This is a genomic window from Streptomyces sp. SYP-A7185, assembly GCF_046103685.1.
GTDB lineage: Bacteria > Actinomycetota > Actinomycetes > Streptomycetales > Streptomycetaceae > Streptomyces.
This window is the reverse complement of the sequence record NZ_CP122310.1, coordinates 6,838,240-6,861,501: the sequence shown is the minus strand read 5'-3', so window position 1 is coordinate 6,861,501 and position 23,262 is coordinate 6,838,240. Positions and strand designations below refer to the sequence as shown.

17 protein-coding genes are annotated in these 23,262 nt (G+C 71.4%); 4 read left to right on the top strand and 13 right to left on the bottom strand.

The window, feature by feature from the left end; translation table 11 throughout:
* Positions 1-33: 33 nt before the first annotated feature.
* The 7 genes from QBL25_RS30185 to QBL25_RS30155 form a co-directional block, all read right to left on the bottom strand.
* Entirely contained in the window at positions 34-864 is an 831-nt protein-coding gene (locus QBL25_RS30185; RefSeq protein WP_409060094.1) for a S1 family peptidase, read from the bottom strand.
* 166 nt (positions 865-1,030) lie between these two features.
* Positions 1,031-2,569, bottom strand: coding sequence for an RNA polymerase sigma factor (locus QBL25_RS30180; RefSeq protein WP_409060093.1), 1,539 nt, complete (start codon positions 2,567-2,569; stop codon positions 1,031-1,033).
* A gap of 419 nt (positions 2,570-2,988) precedes the next feature.
* On the bottom strand, positions 2,989-3,876 hold the full coding sequence (locus QBL25_RS30175) for a FadR/GntR family transcriptional regulator (protein ID WP_409060092.1): 888 nt from the start codon (positions 3,874-3,876) through the stop codon (positions 2,989-2,991).
* A gap of 161 nt (positions 3,877-4,037) precedes the next feature.
* The gene (locus tag QBL25_RS30170; protein ID WP_409060091.1) at positions 4,038-6,128 is read right to left on the bottom strand and encodes an ATP-binding cassette domain-containing protein; all 2,091 of its coding nucleotides are present in this window, start codon (positions 6,126-6,128) and stop codon (positions 4,038-4,040) included.
* A 203-nt stretch (positions 6,129-6,331) separates the two neighbouring features.
* The gene (locus tag QBL25_RS30165) at positions 6,332-7,093 is read right to left on the bottom strand and encodes an NUDIX domain-containing protein (RefSeq protein WP_361843067.1); all 762 of its coding nucleotides are present in this window, start codon (positions 7,091-7,093) and stop codon (positions 6,332-6,334) included.
* A gap of 167 nt (positions 7,094-7,260) precedes the next feature.
* Complete coding sequence (locus QBL25_RS30160; protein WP_409062824.1) at positions 7,261-9,165, bottom strand: glycogen debranching N-terminal domain-containing protein; 1,905 nt, start codon at positions 9,163-9,165, stop codon at positions 7,261-7,263.
* Positions 9,166-9,735: 570 nt separating this feature from the next.
* Positions 9,736-11,232: a DUF4192 domain-containing protein gene (locus tag QBL25_RS30155; protein WP_409060090.1), complete on the bottom strand. Its 1,497-nt coding sequence runs from the start codon at positions 11,230-11,232 to the stop codon at positions 9,736-9,738.
* A gap of 406 nt (positions 11,233-11,638) precedes the next feature.
* On the opposite strand from QBL25_RS30155, the gene QBL25_RS30150 reads away from it, so the two are divergent.
* A complete protein-coding gene (locus QBL25_RS30150) occupies positions 11,639-13,828 on the top strand; it encodes a RecQ family ATP-dependent DNA helicase (protein WP_409060089.1) in 2,190 nt (729 codons plus the stop codon).
* Between the two features lie 213 nt (positions 13,829-14,041).
* A complete protein-coding gene (locus tag QBL25_RS30145; RefSeq protein WP_409060088.1) occupies positions 14,042-14,683 on the top strand; it encodes a hypothetical protein in 642 nt (213 codons plus the stop codon).
* A 578-nt stretch (positions 14,684-15,261) separates the two neighbouring features.
* Here QBL25_RS30145 and QBL25_RS30140 read toward each other — a convergent pair.
* The 3 genes from QBL25_RS30140 to QBL25_RS30130 all read right to left on the bottom strand — a co-directional run bounded on the left by QBL25_RS30140 (position 15,262) and on the right by QBL25_RS30130 (position 17,482).
* Positions 15,262-15,945, bottom strand: a complete 684-nt coding sequence (locus QBL25_RS30140) for a hypothetical protein (protein WP_409060087.1) — start codon at positions 15,943-15,945, stop codon at positions 15,262-15,264.
* A gap of 77 nt (positions 15,946-16,022) precedes the next feature.
* Complete coding sequence (locus tag QBL25_RS30135) at positions 16,023-16,724, bottom strand: ribonuclease HII (RefSeq protein WP_409060086.1); 702 nt, start codon at positions 16,722-16,724, stop codon at positions 16,023-16,025.
* A 143-nt stretch (positions 16,725-16,867) separates the two neighbouring features.
* Positions 16,868-17,482 carry a TetR/AcrR family transcriptional regulator gene (locus tag QBL25_RS30130; RefSeq protein WP_409060085.1) on the bottom strand — a complete coding sequence of 205 codons (615 nt, stop codon included), beginning with the start codon at positions 17,480-17,482 and terminating at the stop codon, positions 16,868-16,870.
* Between the two features lie 124 nt (positions 17,483-17,606).
* Between QBL25_RS30130 and QBL25_RS30125 the strand changes: the two genes are divergently transcribed.
* Entirely contained in the window at positions 17,607-19,163 is a 1,557-nt protein-coding gene (locus QBL25_RS30125; protein ID WP_409060084.1) for an MFS transporter, read from the top strand.
* 263 nt (positions 19,164-19,426) lie between these two features.
* On the opposite strand, the gene QBL25_RS30120 is transcribed toward QBL25_RS30125, so the two are convergent.
* Complete coding sequence (locus QBL25_RS30120) at positions 19,427-20,893, bottom strand: DUF4153 domain-containing protein (protein WP_409062823.1); 1,467 nt, start codon at positions 20,891-20,893, stop codon at positions 19,427-19,429.
* Between the two features lie 42 nt (positions 20,894-20,935).
* On the opposite strand from QBL25_RS30120, the gene QBL25_RS30115 reads away from it, so the two are divergent.
* Positions 20,936-21,223, top strand: a complete 288-nt coding sequence (locus QBL25_RS30115; protein ID WP_409060083.1) for a hypothetical protein — start codon at positions 20,936-20,938, stop codon at positions 21,221-21,223.
* A gap of 349 nt (positions 21,224-21,572) precedes the next feature.
* Here the strand turns inward: QBL25_RS30115 and QBL25_RS30110 are convergent, their stop codons facing one another.
* Positions 21,573-22,487, bottom strand: coding sequence for an ADP-ribosylglycohydrolase family protein (locus tag QBL25_RS30110; protein ID WP_409060082.1), 915 nt, complete (start codon positions 22,485-22,487; stop codon positions 21,573-21,575).
* A gap of 12 nt (positions 22,488-22,499) precedes the next feature.
* Positions 22,500-23,159 carry a histidine phosphatase family protein gene (locus QBL25_RS30105; RefSeq protein WP_409060081.1) on the bottom strand — a complete coding sequence of 220 codons (660 nt, stop codon included), beginning with the start codon at positions 23,157-23,159 and terminating at the stop codon, positions 22,500-22,502.
* Positions 23,160-23,262 lie beyond the last annotated feature (103 nt).

Below are 23,262 nucleotides of genomic sequence, written 5' to 3'. Positions count from 1 at the left end.
CCCCACCCTCCCCATCGGACGACTCCCGCGCTTTCAGCCGCGCAGAGGCATGTCCTGCGCGACACCCGAGATCCTCGTGTAGACCCCGGGACTCCCGGCCTGACCGCAGCCACTCCCCCAGGAGACGAGGCCGATCAGCCGCCCGCGTGCGACGAGCGGACCGCCGCTGTCCCCCTGGCAGGCGTCCCGCCCGCCCTCAAGTTCCCCCGCACACAGCATGGATTCGGCCGTATACGTTCCGTCAGAATTGCCCGGGTACGCCGTCTTGCAGGTCGAATCGGGCAGGACGCGCACCTGCGCGGAGTGCAACGCCCGCGCGTAGTCACCCGACCCCGTCGTGTCACCCCACCCGTAGACCGCCGCGCGCGTGCCGGGCTCGTACGCCGGATCACCCGCACCGGCCATGGCGAGCACGGAACCCTGCGGAAGCGGGCTCGCCAGCGTCAGCACCGCCACGTCACCGGAATTCGAGAAGCTGTCGTACTCCGGATTGACCTCCGCCTTGCTCACCGCGATCTCACGGCCTTGCGAGGTGCCGAGATCATCCCGGCCGACGATCACCTTCAGGTCGCTCATCTGGTTCAGCCGTACTCCGAGGACTTCCTCCCCCAGGCAGTGCGCCGCGGTGAGGACCGTCGAGCGCCCGACCACCACGCCTCCGCAGAACTGTCCCGAGCGCGTACCCCCGAACCGGTCACGGCTGGACAGCGCCACCACCCAGGGGCTGTCGGCCACCCGGACCGTACTGCCGCCGATGACGATGCTGTCGGCCGCCGCCGGGGCCGGAGAGGCCAGCGGCAGCGCCACCACGGGGGCGACAAGGGCCAGCGCCGCCGTGAATGTCCGTGCGAAAGGACGAGGCATGCGATCTCCTCACTCTGGGTTGTCGTGAAACACCCACAGTGATCCAGTGCGTCACGCCCCGCACCCCGCCACGCGCGTCCGCGGCAGGGCGGACACACGTCGGACAAACGGAAAGACCCGGGGCTTCGGATGAGGCCTCGGGTCTTTCCGTGTGGAGCGCCTGTGACTAGTCGAGGTAGTCGCGCAGGACCTGCGAACGCGACGGGTGACGCAGCTTCGACATCGTCTTCGACTCGATCTGGCGGATGCGCTCACGCGTCACTCCGTAGACCTTGCCGATCTCGTCGAGGGTCTTCGGCTGGCCGTCCGTGAGACCGAAGCGCATGGAGACCACGCCCGCCTCACGCTCGGACAGGGTGTCGAGCACCGAGTGCAGCTGCTCCTGGAGGAGCGTGAAGCTGACCGCGTCGGCCGGAACGACCGCCTCGGAGTCCTCGATGAGGTCACCGAACTCGCTGTCGCCGTCCTCACCCAGAGGGGTGTGGAGGGAGATCGGCTCGCGGCCGTACTTCTGGACCTCGATGACCTTCTCGGGGGTCATGTCGAGTTCCTTGGCCAGCTCCTCCGGGGTGGGCTCACGGCCCAGGTCCTGGAGCATCTGGCGCTGGACACGGGCCAGCTTGTTGATGACCTCGACCATGTGCACCGGGATACGGATGGTGCGGGCCTGGTCGGCCATCGCGCGGGTGATCGCCTGACGGATCCACCAGGTGGCGTACGTGGAGAACTTGTAGCCCTTGGTGTAGTCGAACTTCTCGACCGCGCGGATCAGACCGAGGTTGCCCTCCTGGATGAGGTCCAGGAACAGCATGCCGCGGCCGGTGTAGCGCTTGGCCAGGGAGACCACCAGACGGAGGTTGGCCTCCAGGAGGTGGTTCTTGGCGCGGCGCCCGTCCTCGGCGATGATCTCCAGCTCGCGCTTGAGCTTCGGGGCGAGCTTGTCGGCGTTGGCCAGCTTGTCCTCGGCGAACAGACCGGCCTCGATGCGCTTGGCGAGCTCGACCTCCTGCTCGGCGTTGAGCAGCGGGACCTTGCCGATCTGCTTCAGGTAGTCCTTGACGGGGTCGGCGGTGGCACCGGCCGCGGCGACCTGCTGGGCCGGGGCGTCGTCCTCGTCCTCGTCGGACAGCACGAAGCCCTGGGCGCCCTCTTCCGCGGGCTCACCCTCACCGGGCTTGCCCTTCGCGGGCGTCTCCTCGGTGGCCTCGTCGTCCAGGATCTCGTCGTCCTGCTTGGTCTTCTTCGCCGTCGCCTTCTTCGCGACGGTCTTCTTGGCGACGGCCTTCTTCGCCGTCGTCTTCTTGGCTGCGACCTTCTTCGCGGGCGCGTCCTCAGCGGCGACGTCCACGGCCGACGCCTCGGGGGCGGCGGTCGCGGTGGCCTGCTTCGCCGTGGCCGTCTTGGCCGCGACGGTCTTGGTCGCGGTGCGCTTGGCCGGGCTCTTCGCTGCGACGCTCTTGCGGGGGCGTTTCGGCTCCGCGGCACTGACCATCAGCGTCACACCCTCTTCCTCGAGGATCTGGTTGAGGCTGCGCAGAACGTTCTTCCACTGAGTGGCCGGAATCTGGTCAGCTTCGAAGGCACGACGCACGTCATCGCCGGCGATCTGCCCATCAGCCTTTCCCCGCTCGATGAGCGCCATGACAGAGACGGATTCGGCGATCTCCGGCGGGAGCGTACGGGATGTGCTGGCCGACACGAACAACCTCTCGGAACGTTGGAAAACGGCTTCCGGCCCCGTCCATTGTGGACCAGGACCGACGACCGACGACTGGGGATGGGCCGACGGCGCAGGCGGGGCCGGGGAGCTACACAGCGTCGCGGACGACTGCTGTATTCCTTCCTCGGCTATCACCTCTTAGGTCATCGCGCTGCCCCGACGAGTGTTACGCCCAATCTACGTGGCCCGAGTCACACCCCGTAAGCGCTCAAAAGCGGCCAGATACGGTCAGAGGTGTCCAGACCCGAGCGCTGACGGCCCTCCGGACGGCAACGGCCGCGTCGCCGAGTCCCTGTCGGATCCCCGAGGAACCCGCAGAGGCCCGGCGACGCCGCCGTGCCGACGGAGTGCTGGGGTCGGGCCGCGAGGCGCATGAGCCGGCCGTACGGACGCAGACCCGGCCGTCAGTGCTCGCGAGGGGCGGGCACGACGCGCTCCACCTCCGGGTGGACTGTGAGCAGCTGCCGCATGGCGGCCTCCGCGCCGGGTCCGTCGCCCGCGCCGAGGGCGTCGACGATCCGCGAGTGGTGCACCAAAGAGGCCTCGGTGGGCCGGTCGCAGCCGACGACCGGGCCGCCCGACACCTGGAGCGCGGCCGAGACGATGCCCGACAGGTGCTCCAGCATGCGGTTGCTCGCGAGCTGGATGAGCAGCGAGTGGAACTCCGCGTCGGCGCGAGAGAAGGTGATCCCGTCACCCTGGCTCAGGGAGTGGCCCATGATCTCGACCATGTCGGCGAGCCGCTGCTGCACCTCCTCGCGGCCGTGGCCCGCGGCGAGCCGGGCGGCGAGGGGCTCGATCGTCCAGCGCAGCTCGCTCAGCTCACGGCGCTGGTCGTCGCGCTGCGGGCCGAAGGCGCGCCACTCGATGATGTCGGGGTCAAGGAGGTTCCAGTCACTGACGGGCCGCACGCGCGTGCCCACGTTCGGCCTGGCGCTGACCAGGCCCTTGGCTTCGAGCACGCGCAGCGATTCACGGACGACGGTGCGGGAGACCTCGAAACGCTGGCCGATCTCCTCGGGGACCAGCGGCCGGTCGGCTCCCAGGTCACCGGAGACAATCATCTGTCCGAGCTGCTGGACGAGTTGGCCGTGCAGCCCACGGCCGCGGCTGCCTGCGGTGCGTCGTCCCACGCGGCCGAGGTCCTGGTCGGCGCTGTCCCACGAGGGTGCGACGACGCGGTCGGCACCCGGGGCCTCGGCGTAGGGGTAGCGGTCGAGTTCGCCCGGGCCGGCGAGGCCGGAGTCTGCGGAGCGGGCGGCGGTCATCATGGTGTGCGCAAGGGTACTCACGGAACCTTTGTCGGCGTTGCTCCCAAGTCCCTTGAGGTCTTTGGTGAAAAGCACACGAAAGGGTGATCGCTTACCCTGCCGCAATTGACGCCTTATCGGAAAGAAACGGGTGTTCTACGGGGAGTTGTGCGCAGCATGGGAACGGAAGCGACGAACGGCCGTTATCGAGCCCTGCCGCGCACCCCTGTGAGCAGATAAGCGCAGAGCAGAGCGGTCAGCGACAACATCAGTGCACTACCCACGGGTTGAGCGACCATCCGGACTCCGCCCGCCAGATATCGCTCGACTCCGAACGGCCATTGCACCAGCGCGAGGTCGCGCAGCCTCCCGGGAAGCCCGGCCGCCGATCGCACAGACGGTCCCTCCAAGGCCTTTTGTACGAGCGGTACGACGAGGATGGGCACCGCGAGGACCGCGGCGAGCCCGGCGGTCGTGGACCGGAAGACGCCTCCGGCGAGCACTCCCGCCCAGGCGCATCCCGCCACCAGGGCGAACCAACTCGCGCTCAGCGAGAGCCAGTCGGAGGGAACTTTCGCGACCTCCTCGCCGTATACCAAGTGCAGGAGCGCGGCGTCGGAGCCCAGGACCAGCAGGCCCAGCAGGAGCGCGGTGGCGGCCGCGACGACCAACTTGGCGCCGAGCAGACCCAGGCGGCGAGGGACGGTGCCCCGGTCGGCGGCCAGGGCGGGGTGGCGGAACTCCTCGCCGAAGGCGAGGGCGCCGAGCAGTCCGGCGCCGAGGGCCGCGGGCGGCAGGGGAAGTTCCTGCGGCCAGGCGGCCAGCAGGTACGGCTGCGGCGTGTGCCCGCTCCGGGCGAGGAAGACGCACAGGACGGTGGAGACGGCGAGCACGGCGGCCGTGGTGAGGTACGCGGTGCTCACACCCGTGGCGCGGCGCAGCTCGTAGCGCAGGGGGCGGAGAGGACCGCGGGCGGGCCGGATGTAGATGGGCGGCGGCAAGGGGGACGGCTCTACGGGGGCCTGCCGGCTGAGGGCGGTGGCGGGGACGGGGTCCGTGCTGGGGACGGGGTCCGTGCTGGGGGCAGAGTCCGAGGTGCGGGCGGAGTCCGTGGTGGCGAGAGGGATGAGGTTCTTGACTGCGGGGGCGGGCTCATCCTCGGGTGAGGGCGTGGTCGGGGCTGGGGGCGACGTCGGGGTTGAGGGTGGCGTCTCGGCTGAGGTCGGCGTCGCGACTGAGGGCGACATCTCGGCTGAGGTCGGCGCCGCGGCTGAGGCTGAGGACGGGGTCAGGGGCGCTGCACCGGCTTGCATGCCGACCGCCGTCACCGCCACGGTGGGCGCCTCGGTCGCGTCCACGGCCTCCCTCGCCCGAGATGCGGGCGTCGGCTCCGTGGCCGGCACGGCAGGCTCGGCAGTGGGGCCCGCGTCGCCGATCTCGTCGGCGAGTTGGTGGACGAGGATGCCGTGCCGGAAGGCGGTCTCTCCGATGTCGGCGCAGTTGCTGCCGTACACCGAGAGCCGGTTGCCGTCCTCCGTCACCACCTCGATGGTGCGCTGACCGGCGCGGGCCTCCTTGGACAGCAGGGCGCCGAGCCGTGCCGCGTGCGGACTGCGCACCGCGACGCGGGGGCGCAGCCGGGTGCGGGCGAAGTCTCCGGCGTCCTGGTCGGCGACCAGCCGGCCCGCTTCGAGCGTGACGACGCGATCGGCGGTCCGCGCCGCTTCCTTGGCGTCGGCCGTGGAGAACAGGACGGTCCCGCCCTGGGCTGCGTGCGCGCGCAGAATGCCGTGCAGCCAACCGCCCTCCCTGGCCGAGAGCCCGTCGGCAGGCCCGTCGAGGACCAGCGTGTGGGGGTCGGCGAGCAGCGCACAGGCCAGCCCGAGGCGGCGGTCCATGCCGCGCGAGAGCGTGCCGAGCCGCTGATCCCGCAGGCTGACGAGTCCCACGACTTCGAGTACGTCGTCGGCGCGCTCCACGGGCACACCGGCGGCCGCGCACAGCATGCGCAGCTGGCCGCGGACCGTGCGTCCGGGGTGTCCCGGCACCTCGCCGAGCAGGACACCCACCTCACGCGACGGATGGGCGATGCGGTGCAGCGGTCGCCCTCTGAAGTAGGTGACTCCTCGGCCCTGTTGGATCTCGAGCATGAGCCTCAGCGCCGTCGTCTTGCCCGCGCCCTGCGCGCCGAGCAGCGCCGTAACACGGCCTGTCCGCGCCTCGAAGGACACGTCGTCGACGGCGGGCGGCAGCTCCTGACGGGGATTGCTTGTCAGTCCGATGGCCTGGATCATCGCTTCTCTCGCAGGATGTGCGACCGCTCGGCGGCCAGAGTTCGTCCGCCGGGTCGGGGACGGACGAACCCCGTGGGTACTTCAGCAAGATAACGCGATATTTCCGGCATTTCAGTCAGGGTGTGGGTCGCGGGTGTCCCTCACGCGGCCGGGCAGACACCCAGACCGACAGGTGACCAGCGGAGCGACCCTTCGCGCCTGCCTCAGACCTCGGGCCGCAGCATCGGCGGGTTGAGCAGCGTCGCGCCGCCCGCGCGGAAGAGCTGGGCGGGACGACCGCCCTGGCGGGTGGTGGTGCCACCGGTGGGCACGAGGAAGCCCGGCGTGCCCGTCACCTTGCGGTGGAAGTTGCGCGGGTCGAGCACGACACCCCACACGGCTTCGTACACACGTCGCAGCTCGCCCACGGTGAACTCCGGCGGACAGAAGGCCGTCGCCAGGGACGAGTACTCGATCTTCGAACGCGCGCGCTCCACGCCGTCCGCGAGAATCTGCGTGTGGTCGAAGGCGAGCGGCGCCGCCTGCTCGCCCTCGCGGCCGTATCCACCCTGGTTGAGCAGCGCCTCGACCGGCGCCCAGCGCGCGCTGTTCGCGTCGCCGCCGGCCCGCGGTGCGGGGAGGTCGGGGGCGAGCGCCAGATGGGCGACGCTGACGACGCGCATCCGCGGATCGCGCTTGGGATCGCCGTACGTGGCGAGCTGCTCCAGGTGCGCGCCGTTCGCCTGAGCCGGCGAGTCGGGGTCGTGGGCACACAAGCCCGTCTCCTCGACCAGCTCCCGCGCGGCGGCGGCCGACAAGTCCTCGTCGTCACGCACGAATCCGCCGGGGAGCGCCCAACGGCCCTGGAACGGTGACTCACCCCGACGCACGGCAAGCGCGCAGAGCGCGTGACGACGCACGGTCAGCACGACCAGATCGACGGTGACAGCAAAGGGCGGGAAGGCCGACGGGTCGTAGGGCGACATGCCGCGATCATAGTCGTCTGCCTGACGATAAACAGCTCCTCCGGCATCCGATCCAGGTCGGATTCACCGGGCGTCTCGTCGGATTCCGGCCACACCCGCCGCAGGCGAGCCGCTCTCCTCGCACTCTCCGCAGATCCTCCCTCTGCCGGTCGCACCCCTGGCTCCAGTCACACCCCCAGCTGTAGTCCGTCGGCCGCTTCCTCCACCATCGCGAGGCCGAGCCTGCTCACCCGCACGGAGAACGGGCCACCCGCGACGCGCAGCCCCGTCAGCTCCAGCTCACCCAGGGGCGCGCTACGGACCGGACTCAGCGTCACCGTCCCCGACGGGGCGTCGGGCCGGATCCCGGCGAGCGCCGCGAGGAGCTGCACCCCGGCCGCCGCAGCGGTGGCGGCAGGGCGGCACGCGGCGGGGTGCGGCACCGGCGCGCTGCCTTCCGTGCGCTGCTCCCCCGCGTACATTTCCGGCAGCCGAAACCCGAACGTCTCGGCCGCCGCCATCACACCCCGCAGCAGCGCGCTCGCCTCCTTCTCGTAGCCCGCGGCGGCCAGACCCGAGACGGCGACCGCGGTCTCATGCACACGCACCGCCCCGCCACGGTGTCCGAAAGGGTTGTACGCGGCTTCCTTGGCGCCCAGGCTCCGCAACCCCCATCCCGAGTCCATGGCGGGCCCGCCCAGCAGCCGGGCGAGCTGTTCGGTCCGCACCTTGTCCAGGAGTCCCGGCGCGAGCGCACCCGATCCGAGCAGACCCGTGTCGAGGAGGTGCGCGGCTGCCCCCGTCAGGTGGGACACCGGGCGGCCGTCGGGCAGGCAGGCCGCGGCGGGCCGGCCCCCCGCCCGATCCGGCACCCAGAAGTCCTCCCGGAACACACCTCTCAGCCGCTCCGCCCACTCCCGCAGCTCGCCTCCGCCCGGTCGGCCGTGCGCGTCGAGCAGGTCGGCGCCGAGCAGCGCGGCCCGGTGGGCATGGGCCTGGGTCTCGCACCGCGCGGGCCCACCGGGGTACGGGTCCGGCAGGCGCCCGCCGTCGCTCGCCATGGCGAGCAGCCACCGCAGGCACCGCTCGGCCGCCGGAAGCAGCTCCTCCATCTCCTGCGCCGGCAGCCCCCATCGCCACGCCTCCGCCAACAGCGCCGGGAAGAGCAGCGTGGCCTCGACCCCCGTGCACCCGGGCGGCAGATGCGGCCCCGCGTTGCGCAGGGGCCCAGGGATCATTCCCACCCTGGGCCCCTTGCCCGTCAGTTGGCGGCGGGCCAGCGTGCGCAGGGTTCCCACGGCGATCCGCGTACCGAGCGGCAGGACCATCCTCGCGGCCGCCAGCGCCTCGGCCGGTGCGAGACCGCAGCGCCATGGCGCCCCTGCCGCGAGGTGGGGGTCGGTCGGATGCTCGGGGTCTCTCAGCAGCAATGCCTGGAGATCCTCCACGGATCGGTCCAGCAGGGTCCGGGCCCTGGGGTCCTCGCCCGCGGCCCGCGCGGCGGCCAGGGAGCGCGACGTCCCGTGACCACCCGCTCGCACCGGGCCCGCTCCCTCCGGCCGTACCCGCAGTTCCAGACTCCACGTGCCGCCCGGCGGCAACTCCACCTCCCAGCGCAACAGCCCCGCCGAGGCCAGCGCGTCCGCCGGCGTCGGGTGCGCGGTGACCACACAGGTGCCCGCCGGTGACGCCCACCGCATCCCGGAGTCGTGAACACTGGGCGGCAGTTCGGGTCCGGTATTGCCGGAAGCGATCCCTCCGAGCTCCGCCAGATCCGTGCCGAGCGACACCTCCACGGGGAGCCGCAGGTGCCGTCCCGCGACACTGCGCAGGATGATCCGCTCCGTGCCGTCCGCGTACCGGGTCCGCTCGACCGTCACTTCCGGATCCGGACCGCCGTCCGCGGAGGGACGCAGCGTCGCCATGAAGCGTGCCTGGTCGGCCGAGAGCATCCGCGCCTGCACGGCGATCGGCTCGCGCCCCGCCACACGCAGCTGGCAGCGGGACAGGAGCCTGCGCCCCGAGCGGTAGAACCCTTCGAGTCCGTTGCCGGTCAACTGCCCCTGGTCCGTCGAGATCGCGAGGGCGGGCATGGCGACACAGATCAACGTGGCGTGCGCGGGCGGCAGCTGCGCCGGGCGACGCGGCGCGTTGACCCGCGGGGGCACGCCGGGAGGGAACGGTGAACCCGGCGCGGGCCTCCGCGACCCCTCTCTGCCGGAGAGACCAGGGATACCTGAGATTCCGGAGCCGGAGACGCCAGAGACGCCGGACACCCTGGGGACGCCGGAGACGCCGGAGGTCCCGGAAGCGCTGGCCGGGGCGGAAAGACCGGGGACGGCAGAGGCTCCGGAAGCGTCGGAGACACCGCCTGAGGCAGGAGGCTGGGCGGGCAGGGGCATGAGATGGCCTCTTCTGCGCTGTCCGCGCTACGGGAAGTCGAGGGTCGTTCGGCGGGTCGATGCGGGCGCAGGTACCGCCACCCAGGTGAACGGACCCGCCCTGCCCCAAGTCACGCCCACGGGGCGGGAAGCCACTCCCACGGCCCCGGACCCGACCCCGGTCCAGGGACCGGCCCCGGCCCTGATCCTGGCCAGCCACGTACGGCAGCCCAGGCAGCACCCCTCTACCCCTTGTCCCCCGGCGCCGGAAGACTCCCGCGGTCATGTGTCGTTCCTCGTCGTGCGCCGGATGGTGCGACGGCGGTTCCGGGGTCCGGTCCTCGGCCTGTCGGTGGCCTGCGAACCAGCGCCGCCCTTGGGCCGCGTCGTTGGGCGGCGGCGCCGCGGGGCGACGCCCACCGGCTCATCGGTGCCGTCCGAAGGCTTCGCGGAAAGCGGCAGTTCGGCCTGGACCCCCTCTTGGCCGCTCTGTTCCTGGCGACTCTCTTCCCTACCGCTCTCCTCCCGGTCGGTCTGCTCCCAGCCGCCCTCCTCCCGGCCGGCCTGCTCCCAGCCCCCCTCCTCCCGGCCGTCCTGTTCCCGGCCGTTCTTCTCCTGTTGGCTCTCCGTGTCGCGGTCGGTTCGCTCCCTGCGCAAGCAGCGGCGGATCGGCTCAGGGTCCAGGTCTCCGGTGCAGGCGTGGTGCAGAAGCTTCGCGAAGGTGTACGTCGGATCGGCGCACAGCGCCATGTCCAGGGCTTCCTGGCCCTCCGTGGTGTCACCGAGAGACCAGGCGACCCAGCCCGCGAGTGACAGCGGTGCCGCCGCGTGCTCCGCGTAGGCCCCGACGCAGCGACGGGCAAGCGCCCTCCAGAGACGAAGCGCCGGGGCGGCGGTGTCGCCCTCCATCCACTCGGCGGCTCGATCGCGTGTCGTGCGGTCCTGGAGGCCGAGGATCAGTGCGGCGGCCTCGTCGTGCGCGAGGAGTTCGTCGTCTTGGAGGTCCGACTCCAGCCTGTCCCTGACCGGGGGCGCGTCAACGATGCGCGCCATGATCCTGCGGGCCAGGTCAAGGGTGTCTGCGGCAACCTCGGTGTGCCCGTCCTCCTCCAGGATCCGGTGCACGATGGCCAGGCCCGCCGTGTCGAGCGCCGCCTCCTGCGCCGCCGCTGCGACGGATTCCCACGGAGAGAGCCGTGCCCTGATCTCTCGTGGCGTGACGCCCACTTGGCGGCCGGCATAAGCCGTGGCCGCCGCAAGGACCGAGGTGCCGGGCCGCATCAGGGGCACTCCTTCCGGCGGGCAGCACTGCTTGTTCGGACAGCAGTAGGTCCAGAAACTGCCGGCCGAGATGCACACGACCTCGAACACCGGGACGTCTAGCTTTCCGCAGGCCGTGCGGAGCACCTGCGCCAGCGGTCGCAGCCGCTCCATGACCTGCCGTCCGGATTCGGCGTCGTCCGGTTCCGCGCAGATGAAGGCGACGATGCCGTCGGGCCGGGCGCCGCGCCGCTCGCAGCCGCCCACCAGACACTGGGCCAACTGCTCCGCGATGGGCGGCCAGTCCTCCTCTCGCCCGGGAATGCCGAGACGCACCCGGCCGCCGAACCGTCCCCGCTCGCCGTGCAGGGCGATGAGGACCACGCTCTCCTCGGGCCTGAACCCGAGCAGGTACGGCAGAGAATCCGCGAGCTCGGCCGGGCTGCGCAGGGTGACCGTCGTCTCGTCGATGGAGCCGGTGGGGCCGCTGGTGAGACCGGTGAGATCGACCCGGTCCACCGGGTCAGCGGAGTCGCTCCGGCCCATCGGACTGCTGGAATCACCTCGGCCCATCGGACCACCGGAGTGATCCCGGCCGATCGAACCGCCGGAGTGATCCTGCGTGATCGGGACGCCGGAGTGATCCCGGTCGACAGACTCGGTCAGGTCAGCCGGTACGGCCGAGTCAGTCGGGACGTCCGCATTGGTCGAGCTGGTCGAGCTGGTCGAGTTGCTCAAGTCGGTCGAGTTGCTCGAGTTGATCGGTTCGTTCTGTTCGCTGTGGTTCGCCATGCGCCGACTCTCCCGCGGATCGCCAGCTTCCGGTTTACCCTGTGGATAAGTACGGTCAGGGGCACGCCAAGAGTTATCCACAGCTCGGTGGACTCGTTCGCGCAATGTCAGACCCATCGGGTTGCATGGGGGCATGAGCAACGAAGATCTGCGCACGGCGGCCGATGCCGTACTCGCCCGTCTCGTCCGCGGCCCCGCGTCCGCGAGCGACGAGGCGCCGCCGTCCGACGGCCCACGGCTGCGTGAGGACCAGTGGCGCGCGATCGAAGCGCTCGTCGCCGACAAGCGACGGGCTCTGGTCGTGCAGCGCACCGGCTGGGGAAAATCCGCCGTGTACTTCGTCGCGACGGCCCTGCTGCGGGAGCGGGGCAGCGGCCCCACCGTGATCGTCTCCCCGCTGCTCGCGCTCATGCGCAACCAGGTGGAGTCCGCGGCCCGAGCCGGGATTCGCGCCCGCACGATCAACTCCTCCAACACGGAGGAGTGGGAGACCATCCAGGCCGAGGTCGCCTCGGGCGACGTGGACGTCCTGCTCGTCAGCCCGGAGCGGCTGAACAACCCGGACTTCCGCGACCAGGTCCTGCCCAAGCTCGCCGCGGCGACCGGCCTCCTCGTGGTAGACGAGGCGCACTGCATCTCGGACTGGGGGCATGATTTCCGGCCGGACTACCGACGACTGCGCACGATGCTCGCCGACCTGCCGCCGGGTGTCCCCGTCCTCGCCACCACCGCGACGGCCAACGCCCGCGTGACGGCAGACGTGGCCGAGCAGCTGGGCACCGGCGGCACGTCGGACGCCCTCGTGCTGCGCGGCCCCCTCGATCGGGAGAGCCTGAGCCTCAGCGTCCTCGAACTTCCCAACGCCGCACACCGATTGGCCTGGCTCGCCGACCACCTGGACGAGCTGCCGGGCTCGGGGATCATCTATACGCTCACGGTCGCCGCCGCCGAGGAGATCACCGCCTTCCTGCGGCAGTGCGGGCACACCGTCACCTCGTACACCGGAAAGACGGAGAACGCGGATCGTCAGCAGGCCGAAGAGGATCTGCTCGCCAACCGCGTAAAGGCCCTGGTCGCCACCTCCGCCCTGGGGATGGGCTTCGACAAGCCCGACCTCGGTTTCGTGGTGCACCTCGGCTCCCCCTCCTCCCCGATCGCGTACTACCAGCAGGTCGGCCGTGCGGGCCGCGGTGTCGATCACGCGGAGGTGCTGCTTCTTCCGGGCAAGGAGGACGAGGCGATCTGGAACTACTTCGCCTCCCTCGCCTTTCCGCCCGAGGAGCAGGTCCGGCGCACGCTGGACGTTCTGGCGCAGGCGGGCCGACCGCTGTCGCTGCCCGCCCTGGAGCCTCTGGTCGAGCTGCGCCGGTCGCGGCTGGAGACGATGCTCAAGGTCCTCGACGTGGACGGCGCGGTCCGGCGCGTCAAGGGCGGCTGGACCTCCACGGGGATGCCGTGGGCGTACGACGCCGAGCGGTACGCGTGGGTCGCCAAGCAGCGGCAGACGGAACAGCAGGCGATGCGCGACTACGCCACGACCACCGGCTGCCGGATGGAGTTCCTGCGGCGACAGCTGGACGACGAGGCGGCCGCTCCCTGCGGTCGCTGTGACAACTGCGCGGGAGCCCGCTTCACCGACGCGGTGTCTTCCGGGGCGCTCGACACGGCGCGGGGCGAGCTGGTCCGCGCGGGCGTGGACGTGGAGCCCCGGAGGATGTGGCCGACCGGGCTCGCCGCGGTCGGCGTCGACCTCAAGGGGCGAATTCCGGTCGGGGAGCAGGCCTTCCAGGGCCGTGCGTTGGGCCGGCTCTCGGACATCGGGTGGGGCAACCGGCTCCGGCCGATGCTGGCTCCGCAGGCCCCTGACGGACCGGTGCCCGACGACGTGGCGAAGGCCGTGGTCGGGGTCCTGGCCGACTGGGCCAAAGGCCCTGGGGGCTGGGCCTCGGGCAGCGTCGACGCACAGCCTCGACCGGCGGGCGTCGTGACCATGTCCTCGCACACCAGGCCCCAGTTGATCCAGTCACTCGGCGCCCGGATCGCGGAGATCGGCCGCCTGCCGCTCCTCGGCTCCATCGAGTACGCCGCCGGAGCCGACACGGCCCATGTGCCGAGGAGCAACAGCGCCCAGCGGCTGCGCGCCCTCGACGGCACTCTGACCGTGCCCCCGGAGCTCGCCGCGGCGCTCCAGGAGGCGGACGGCCCGGTGCTGCTCGTGGACGATCTGACCGACAGCGGCTGGACTCTGGCGGTGGCCGCGCGCATGCTCCGCCGGGCCGGAGCCAAGGGGGTGTTGCCGCTGGTCCTGGCCGTGCAAGGCTGACGCAAGCGTCGATGTGGGGCGCCTTGGGCAGGGATATAGAAGGCGCATCACCAGATACCGGTCGGCGGTCCCAATTGCTCGTTGCCGCAGGGCAGTCGGACGGGAAGAATTGGTATCGCTCCCCGCGCGGCTCCCCGTGGCCCGGCAGGACTGTGCCGCGGTGCGCTCCCCAGCCCGACCCCGCCCTCTGGGCGCGTAGCCGAAGGGAGGACCGTGACCTTCGGATTCGCTCCGTCCGCTGCGGCATCGATGTCGGAGTTCTCGACGTCGGCTGAGATGTCCGCCGATTCCGCCAACCGACTGGCCCGGATGCTCGAGCCCGCGGAGTGGTCAGCCGCGGGGATCCCGCTGCTGCGCAATCCGCGTGAGGTCGTCAGCGGGCTGCACGCCCGGCACCGTCCGACGCCCGCGACGGCCGTCGTCGCCGTCCTCGATCCCGAGGAGCGACTCCGGGCCAGCGCTTCGTTCACCCGGCGGCCGAGTGCCGCGGACGGCTGGGTGTTCCGCAACGCGCTGCTCGCGCAGCTGCGCCGGGTGATCCCGCACGATCTGCGGCGCCGCACTCCGGTGCGTACGGCCGTCCTGCTCTACTGCCGTGACGGTGACGCGCGTTGGACGCCGGAAGACGGGGCGTGGATGTGGGGGCTGCGGGACGCCTGCACGCTGCACGGCCTGCGGTGCGGTGCGTACATCACGCTGACCCGTGACGGTTGGCAGGTGCTCGGCGAGGGGCGCGGCGGGCGCCGGCCCAGCTCGGACTCACGCCCGGAGGCCTTCGCCGAAACGGATCCGCCACCACCGATACGCACCGGTGGCGCCGCTTCCGACGTACTGCGCCGAGCGGCGGCACGCTGAGGCGCCCTCCGCACCACGTGAGGCGCCCTCCGCACCATCCCGCCGCGAGACGGGCCACCGACGCAGGGCCGATCACCGAAACAGGACGGGCCGCTGGCTCAGGGCACGGAGCGCCGGCTCAGGGCTGGTCACCGCTGCAAGGCGAGCCACCGACGCAGAGCCGATCACCGACACCTGGCCGATCACCGACGCATGGGCCGATCACCGACACACGGCGGATCACCGACACAGAGCCAGTCACCGCTGCAAGGCGAACCACCCACGCGAAGCCGCCCACCAGCTCACGGCCGATAACCGAATCAAGGCGGGCCACCGACGCAAGGCCAGCCACCGACCCACGGCGGGCCACCGACATACGGCGGGCCATCGGCCCACGGTCGGTCCCCGGCACGGACCGGTGCGTGACCAACGCGGCTGCGGCACGCCGTACGCGGCGCACACAACTGCGAGGCTCACTCGGCCGTTCATCCGGCCATGCCCCGGACGCCGGCCGCTCCACGCCCGGCTCCGTCCGCCCGGACCCGAAGGTCAGGCGGTCGGAACCGGAGCCCGGAACGCGGCGTGCCGGACGGCGAACGTCAGACGCCCGCGCCCAGCATCGCGTTGATCCGCTGCGGGTCGCCGCAGACGATCAGCAGGGCTCCGGCCCGGGTGAGCGCCGTCGGCAGGGCGCCGACCGCGATCTGCTCGCTGCCGCCGTTGATGGCGACGACGACCACGGGACGGGACGCGGCACGGTCCAGGGCGGCGGCGTCAGCGTAGAAGACGTCGTCGCCCGCGTCGTGCTGGGCCCAGTAGGAGGCCTCGCCGAACGACAGCTCGTGCGTGGCCCACGGGTGCGGGTCGCCGGTGGTGATCACCAGGACCTCACCCGGAGCACGGCCGGAGTCGAGCAGCAGGTCAACGGCTTCCTCGGCGGCGTCGAGCGCCCCCTCGACGGAAGCCGGGATCAGCTGGATCTGCGGTACGGAAGCACCGGCGTCCGTGGCGGAGCCCGCGGGGGAACCAGCGGGAGCCATGGGAGCGGCGGAGGATCCGGAAGCTGCCGGGGCGGACGGCCCGGGCTTGGCGGCCGGCTCACGCGACGTGCGCTGCGCCGGCGGCGTCGGCCGGGCGGGGCCCGGTCGGCCAGGACGCGGCGCGGCCGCGGGACGCGGGCCGGGTACGGGACGGGGGGACGGCGTGACACGGCCACTGGCCGGGGTCACGCGGGCACCCTGGGCACTCTCGGGAATCTGAGGCTCCTCGGGACTGAGAGGCATGCGTTGTTATTTATCAAACGCCGGTGCGAGTGGCATCGGCGGGGGGCACTTGAGTGCGAGTGGAACTGCCGAAAGAGTCAGAAGTCGAAGCCGAGCTGGCCCTCGATTTCCGGAACGCTTCCATCCGCCCAGCTGCGGGCCTTCTTGAGGTGCCGCCACTGGGGCAGCGCATCAAGATACGCCCACGACATCCGGTGGTACGGGGTGGGCCCCCGCTCCGCCAGAGCGGCCTTGTGCACCGGCGACGGATAGCCGGCGTTGGCCGCAAAACCGAAGTCTGCATGTTCGATACCCAGTTCGGCCATCATTTTGTCGCGCCGAACCTTCGCGATCACCGACGCCGCCGCGACGGCCACACAGGATTGATCGCCCTTGATAACCGTGCGGACCTGCCAGGGATTCCCGAGATAGTCGTGCTTCCCGTCGAGGATCACCGCTTCCGGACGCACCGGAAGCTCCTCCAGAGCGCGCACCGCGGCGAGCCGCAGCGCGGCGGTCATCCCCATCTCGTCGATCTCCTCGGGCGAGGAGTGGCCCAGGGCGTAGGCGGTGACCCAGCTCTCCAGCTCCCCGGCGAGCGTCGTGCGCCGCTTGGGAGTGATCAGCTTGGAGTCGGTGAGCCCTTCGGGCGGCCTGCGCAGGCCCGTGATCGCCGCGCATACGGTGACCGGTCCCGCCCACGCTCCGCGCCCGACTTCGTCGACCCCGGCAACGATCTTCGCTCCGGTGGTAGCGCGAAGGGAGCGCTCGACGGTGTGGGTGGGTGGTTCGTACGGCATGGCGCCAGACAGCGTACGCCGCCGCGCACCGCCCGCGACACCCAGGTCTGCCCACAGGTCTCCCCACAGGTCTGCCGACGGGGCTGTTGATGGGGCTGCCGACAGGTTTACCGACGGATCTACCGAGAGCGCTGCCGACAGCCCTACCGGCGGAGCATCGGGACCATGACCTGATCGATCAGCTCCGTGAACTCCTCGTCCCCCCATTCGCTCCCGCACACCTTGGAGCGGTACATCATCATCGCCGGAATGACGTCGCACACGTAGGAGTTCATGGCCTCCGCGCGCACCTCTCCGCGCTCGACCCCACGGCGTACGACTTCTTTGACGAGGCCCACGCTCGGCTCGATGACCCCGTCGAAGATCACTCCGTGGAAGCGCTCGGCCGCCACCGTGTCGCACTCGTGAAGCACGGCCCGGAGCGCGAAGCCGGGCCGCGAGAACATCGCCTCCCGCATCTGCCTGCACAGCTGAAGGAGGTCCTCCCTGACACCGCCGCAGTCCGGCGCGGAGTCGAGCTTCGGGAGGCCCGCCCGCAGCGCGTCCACGACGAGGTCCTCCTTCGAGGGCCAGCGGCGGTAGACGGCGGCCTTGCCGGTCTGCGCGCCCGCGGCCACACCCTCCATCGTCAGGCCGTTCCAGCCGACGGTGCTGAGCTGCTCGAGCGTGGCCTCGAGGATCGCCCGTTCCAGCACGGGGCCCCGGCGGCGCAGGGAGGCCGTTTGAGCGGCTGCGGCGCTCCAGCGCGAAGTAACCATCGATATCTCTCCGTTGAAGTACGAGGCAGTGTCAGTGAACGGTTGCGTTCACTGATGGGGAGTCACTACCGTTGACGCGACAGTGAACGGGTGCGTTCACTAACGCTCTTGTGGGGGACCCATAGTGACAACCTCTCAGTTAGCCAAAGATCAAAAGCCCGGCGCCGCCCGCCGAGAAGGCCGGCCCGGCATCGCCCTGACCGTCATCGCGGCCTGCCAACTCATGGTGGTCCTCGACGCGACGATTGTGAACATCGCGCTCCCGCACATTCAGGACGCGCTCAAATTCTCCACCACTGACCTCACTTGGGTCGTCAGCGCGTACACCCTCACGTTCGGTGGCCTGCTGCTTCTCGGCGGCAGGGCCGGTGACATCCTGGGCCGCCGCCGGGTCTTCATGACCGGAATCCTGGTCTTCACCCTCGCCTCGCTCCTGGGTGGATTCGCTCAGGAGCCCTGGCAGTTGCTGGCCGCGCGCGCCCTGCAAGGCGTAGGTGGCGCGATCGCGTCACCCACCTCCCTGGCCCTGATCACCACGACGTTCCCCGAAGGCCCCGAGCGCAACCGCGCGTTCGGCGTCTTCGCGGCCGTCTCGGCCGGCGGCGGCGCCATCGGCCTGCTGGCCGGCGGCATGCTCACGGAGTGGCTCGACTGGCGCTGGGTGCTGTTCGTGAACGTGCCCATCGGCATCCTGATCGCCTTCCTCACCCCGCTCTACATCAGCGAGTCCGAGCGCCATCCGGGCCGCTTCGACATCGCGGGGGCCCTCACCTCGACCCTCGGCATGGCCTCCCTGGTCTACGGCTTCATCCGGGCCTCCGAGGACGGCTGGCGCGACAGCCTCACCCTGGGCTCGTTCGGCGCGGCGATCGTGCTGCTCCTCGCCTTCGCCCTGATCGAGAGCCGGGCGAAGGAACCGATCACTCCGCTGAAGATGTTCGCCGACCGCAACCGCTCCGGCTCGTACGTGATCATGCTGAGCCTGGCCGCGGCGATGTTCGGGATGTTCTTCTTCATCGTGCTCTTCGTCCAGAACGTCCTGGGCTACACACCGATCGAGGCGGGCCTCGCCTTCCTGCCGGTCACGGTCGCGATCGTGGCGGGCGCGGGCATCTCCCAGCGGCTGCTCCCGGTCCTCGGCCCCAAGCCGTTCATGGTGACCGGTTCCGCCCTCGTCGCCCTAGGGCTCGGCTGGCAGACGTTCATCAGCCCGGACAGCTCGTACGTGAGCGGAGTGCTCGGCCCGATGCTGCTGTTCGGCTTCGGCATGGGTCTGAACTTCGTGACCCTTACATTGACGGCCGTCTCCGGAGTGGCCCCGCACGAGGCGGGCGCCGCGTCGGGCCTGCTCAATGCGACGCAACAGGTGGGCGGTTCGCTCGGTCTCTCCATCCTGACCACGGTGTTCGGCACCGCGAGCCGCGAGGAGGGCAAGGATCAGGTGGCGGACTTCATGGCGAACGCCTCGCCGGAACAGAAGGCCGCCTTCGCCAAGACCGGCGAGCTGCCCGCCCCCTGGGGACACGAAGTGCTGTCCCAGGGGATCTCGACGGCCTTCATCCCTGCCGTCGCCATGGCCGTGCTCGCCCTGCTCACCGCCTTGGTGGTGGTCCGGGTGCGCAAGAGCGACATGGAGGCGCTGTCCGGCACCGCGAGCGCGGCGGGGCCTGCGGGCGGCTGACGGGGGCGTCCGCACCAGGCCGGGTCGCCCAGGGCGGCGAGGGGGCGACCCGGCAGCCGCTCGCCGCCGTGAGCCGTCGCGAGCCGTCATGAGCCGCAGCGAGCCGCACCGAGCCGCACCGAGCCGCCGTGAGCTTCCGCGGAGCCAGACCGGCCACCGCACGGGCCGCCTCGGGCCATCACAGGCCACTACGGCCCGCCACGGAACACCACAAGCCACCACACGCCACCGCAGGCCACCGCAGACCACCCCAGACCACCGACTCAGCGGTACGAGGCCGTCCCCTCGTCGACGCCCATGCAGTCCTCGTCGGACGCCGTGGGCGGGTGGTCCTCGATGATGTCCCTGGCCCGCGCCTCCCCCAGGCTGGTGGCGTACCAAGGCCCGGTCTCGGACCCGAGGCCGTTGGCGATGCCCTCCAGGGCGCAGGAGCGCAGCGGCTCCGGGAGCCCGTCGATGGCCGGAGCGGCATCGGCTGACAGCCCCTGGGCGTACTCCAGGTCGAACTTCCCGGTGTCCTCGTACCGCTGGACGTTGCGCTCTGCGATGAGGCCGTCGGGCGACAGGAGCCCGAAGGCCAGCACACCGGCCGCGGCACTGGCGGCGACGGCGCGCGGCAGCCATCGGGCGCCCCACAGACCGGCCGCCATGATCAATACGATGACCAGGCCGAGCCAGAGCTCGACGGCCATGACCGACACCCTCAGCCGGGTCAGGCCGTACGCGTCGACGTACATGTCCATGCGCCGTACCGCCGACGCGACCACGACGAGCGTGAGGGCGCAGAGCGTCCCGAGCACGCCCCGCACCAGGTTCCGGTCGCCCGCCCCGTCCCTCGGCGCCCAGCGCAGAGCGAGGACGATGACGACGAGGGTGAGCAGCGTGGCCAGGAGCAGCTGCCAGAAGCCCTGGCGCGCATACGCGGCGTACGAGAGGTCGGTCTTCTCGAGGACCGCGTCGTAGCCGCCGAAGAGCACGGCGAGCTGCACCACGTTGAACGCGGCGAACAGCAGGTTCAGGACGATCAGCGGCAACGCCCATTCGACGCGCCCCCGCTCCCGGCCGGGACCGACGACGAGCCGGTCCCAGCGGACGGGCGCGGCAGCGGTGTGCGCCGCGGCGAGCGCTCCGACGACGCCGAGCACGAAGAGCAGCAGACGCCACGGCCCCTCGCCCACGGAGGCGTCGGGCATCAGATCGCCCAGGAGTCCCGCGAAGGCGGCGTCGGCCCCGGCGAAGAGCGCCCCGAAGACCACCAGCAGCAGGGCGGTGACCCCGGCCGCCCGCAGCACGGGGCCGCTCCGGGATCCGCTCGCCCGGCCCCGCACCCCGCGCCAGCCCCAGCCGAGACCGGAGAGCACCGCTTCGAACAGACCGACCGGGGCAAGCAGCACCCCGGGCCAGGTGCGGCAGCCGTGCAGCGCGAGCGAGCCGAGGGCGACGGCGGAGACGATGGCGAGGAACGAGGGCCAGCCCGCGTCCCGCAGCGCGGGCACGGCGAGCAGCCCGAGGCCACCGATCGCCCAGGCCAGCGTCCATGGGCGCGGCATGCGGCCGGCCTGCTCGGCGGCGAAGTACGCGGCGAGCGCGGCCGGCAGCGCGACGATCAGCAGGTTGATCGCGAGCCCGTCGCCGAGCAGCAGCATGCTCAGAAGGCCGGTCGCGAGCACCGCGCCCAGTGTGGCCGTCCGTACCGGGGCGGGCGGCTCGGCCCGCAGGTCGGCGAGCAGAGGCTCGGGCTTGTACCCGCCTGGCGGGTACGCCCAGTCAGGATGAGGCCCCGGACTGCCCGGCGCGGCGCGCGGCGGGGGCACGGCGTCCTGAGGCTCATCGAACGGCTCGTACGCCTCATACGCCTCGTACGCCTCGCTGTCGCCGGCGTCGCCATGGTCACCGTCACCGCGGTCGGCGTCGCCATGGTCACCGTCGCCACGCTCGGCCCCGCCACGGTCGCCGTCGCCACCCGCGCTACGAGCGCCGGCACCGTCTCCTCGCGGACGCCTTGGCTGCCCTCCTGTCGCATCTCGCGCAGGGCGGACTGGTTGATCTTCCACGTCTGAAGGCTCAGGCGTGGATGGTGCATCGTCGGACACGGGACCCCCTCCCGGCCGGTCCGCGCGCGGGCGGCGTGCGGCACGCACGCGTGCAGGGCCGCCGGGGCGACCGGCATCTCGTTGAGGACACGCGAGTCATGATCAACTCGCGGCCTGCCCGAAAGATTAGCCGCGCGACCGCCGACAGCACCGGCATCGGCCACGCTGTGGCATGACCGTGACAGTAGGCCGGGAACCACCGGGGCAAGAGGCCCGAACCCACGACACCAGGAGATCCCGAAGCGAACGTCAGCGGAGCGAACAGTCAGCGGAGCGACGAGAAGTCAGCGGAGCGAACAGTCAGCCACCCGATCAGTCAGCCCGAAGCGCCTGGCATCGGCACCCAGTCCGGCAGCGGCTCCGTCTGCTCCAGCCAGGCCTCGGGCGGCGCCCCGCCCTCGCCTGAAGCGACCACTCCACCCACGATGGCGCAGGTCGTGTCCATGTCTCCGCCCACCTGGGCGGTGGACCAGATGGCCCGCTCGTAATCGCCGAGGCCCCGAGCGGCCGACCACAGCGCGAACGGCACCGTGTCATGAGCCGTCGTGCGGCGACCGCAGCCGAGGACCGCGGCGACCGTCGTAGCGTCCCCGTAGTCGAGCATGTCCCGTGCGCGGCGCAGCCCCGCTCCCACGGCGCTGCGCGGCACCAGGTCGATGACCCCGTCGAGCAGTGCCTTCGGAGCGGGCGGCCCCGCGGGATCGGCCACCAGCGCCGCCGCGGCGGCCACCGCCATGGCGCCCACGACCGCCTCACGGTGCTGGTGCGTGGGGTACGCGGAGATCTCCGCTTGGTGCGTCGCCTGCTCCGGGTCGTCCGCGTACCAGGCGCCGAGCGGCGCGATCCGCATGGCCGCGCCATTGCCCCAGGAACCCATGCCCTTGAACAGCGCGGAGGCCAGCTCCCGCCAGTCCCCGCCCTCCCGGACCTGCCTGAGCAGCCGGTTCACGGCGGGGCCGTACCCGCGGTCGAAGTCATGGTGCTCGGCGAAGGACAGCGCGAGCGCGTCCTGGTCGATCCGGTCGTGCCGGACCAGGACGGCGAACACGGAGCAGGCCATCTCGGTGTCGTCGGTCCACTGCCAGGGGCCTGGGGGCGCTTCCCCGCGCTTGAGCAGCGGGTAGTTCGCGGGCACGAAGAACTGAGAGCCCAGCGCGTCCCCCACCGCCAGTCCACGCAGGCTGGCCAGAGCGCGGGCCAGGCGCCGGTCGGGAGAGGAGTCAGCGGTCATCGCCCTGCCACTCTATCCGGTGACACCGTACGGTTCGGGTTCGCGCCAGCGTTCGAACGGCCGGTCAAGGGTGTACTTGCCGTCGTCGCCGAGCACCAGCGTCCGCATCTCGCCGTTCCCGGGGTTGGACAGCGATTCGAATTCCGCAACCGACCAGTGGAACCAGCGCATGCAGAACAGCCGCATGGTCAGGCCGTGGGTGACGAGGAGGACGTTCGGCGGATGGTCCGGGGCCTCGAAGCTGCGGTAGAGGCTCTCCAGGAACGCGCCCACCCTGTCGTACACGTCGGCCCCCGACTCGCCCTGGGCGAAGCGGTAGAAGAAATGGCCGTACGCGTCGCGGTACGCCTTCTGCAACCTGACGTCGTCCCTGTCCTGCCAGTTTCCCCAGTCCTGCTCCCGCAGCCGCGGCTCCTCGCGGATCCGCACCCGCTCGGGGTCGAGGCGCAGGGCACGGAAGGTCTCGTGGGTGCGGCGGTAGGGCGAGACGTACACGCTCACCCGCTCCAGGCCGACGGCCTCCCGTAGCTGCTCACCCGTCTCGTCCGCCTGCCGCCACCCCTTCTCGGTGAGCGCCAGCGCGTGGTCGGGCTCGCGTTCGTACACGGTGTCGTCGGCGTTTCCGGCCGACTCGCCGTGCCGGACAAGGAAGATGCGCTGCGGACGTGCCATACGGAAACCCTAGATCGGGCCCTCCCCGATGGCTCAACCGGTCGGCCGTCCGGGCCCTCTCCGGGCGCCATCCGGCGTATGCGAGGTATGCGCGCTATGCGTC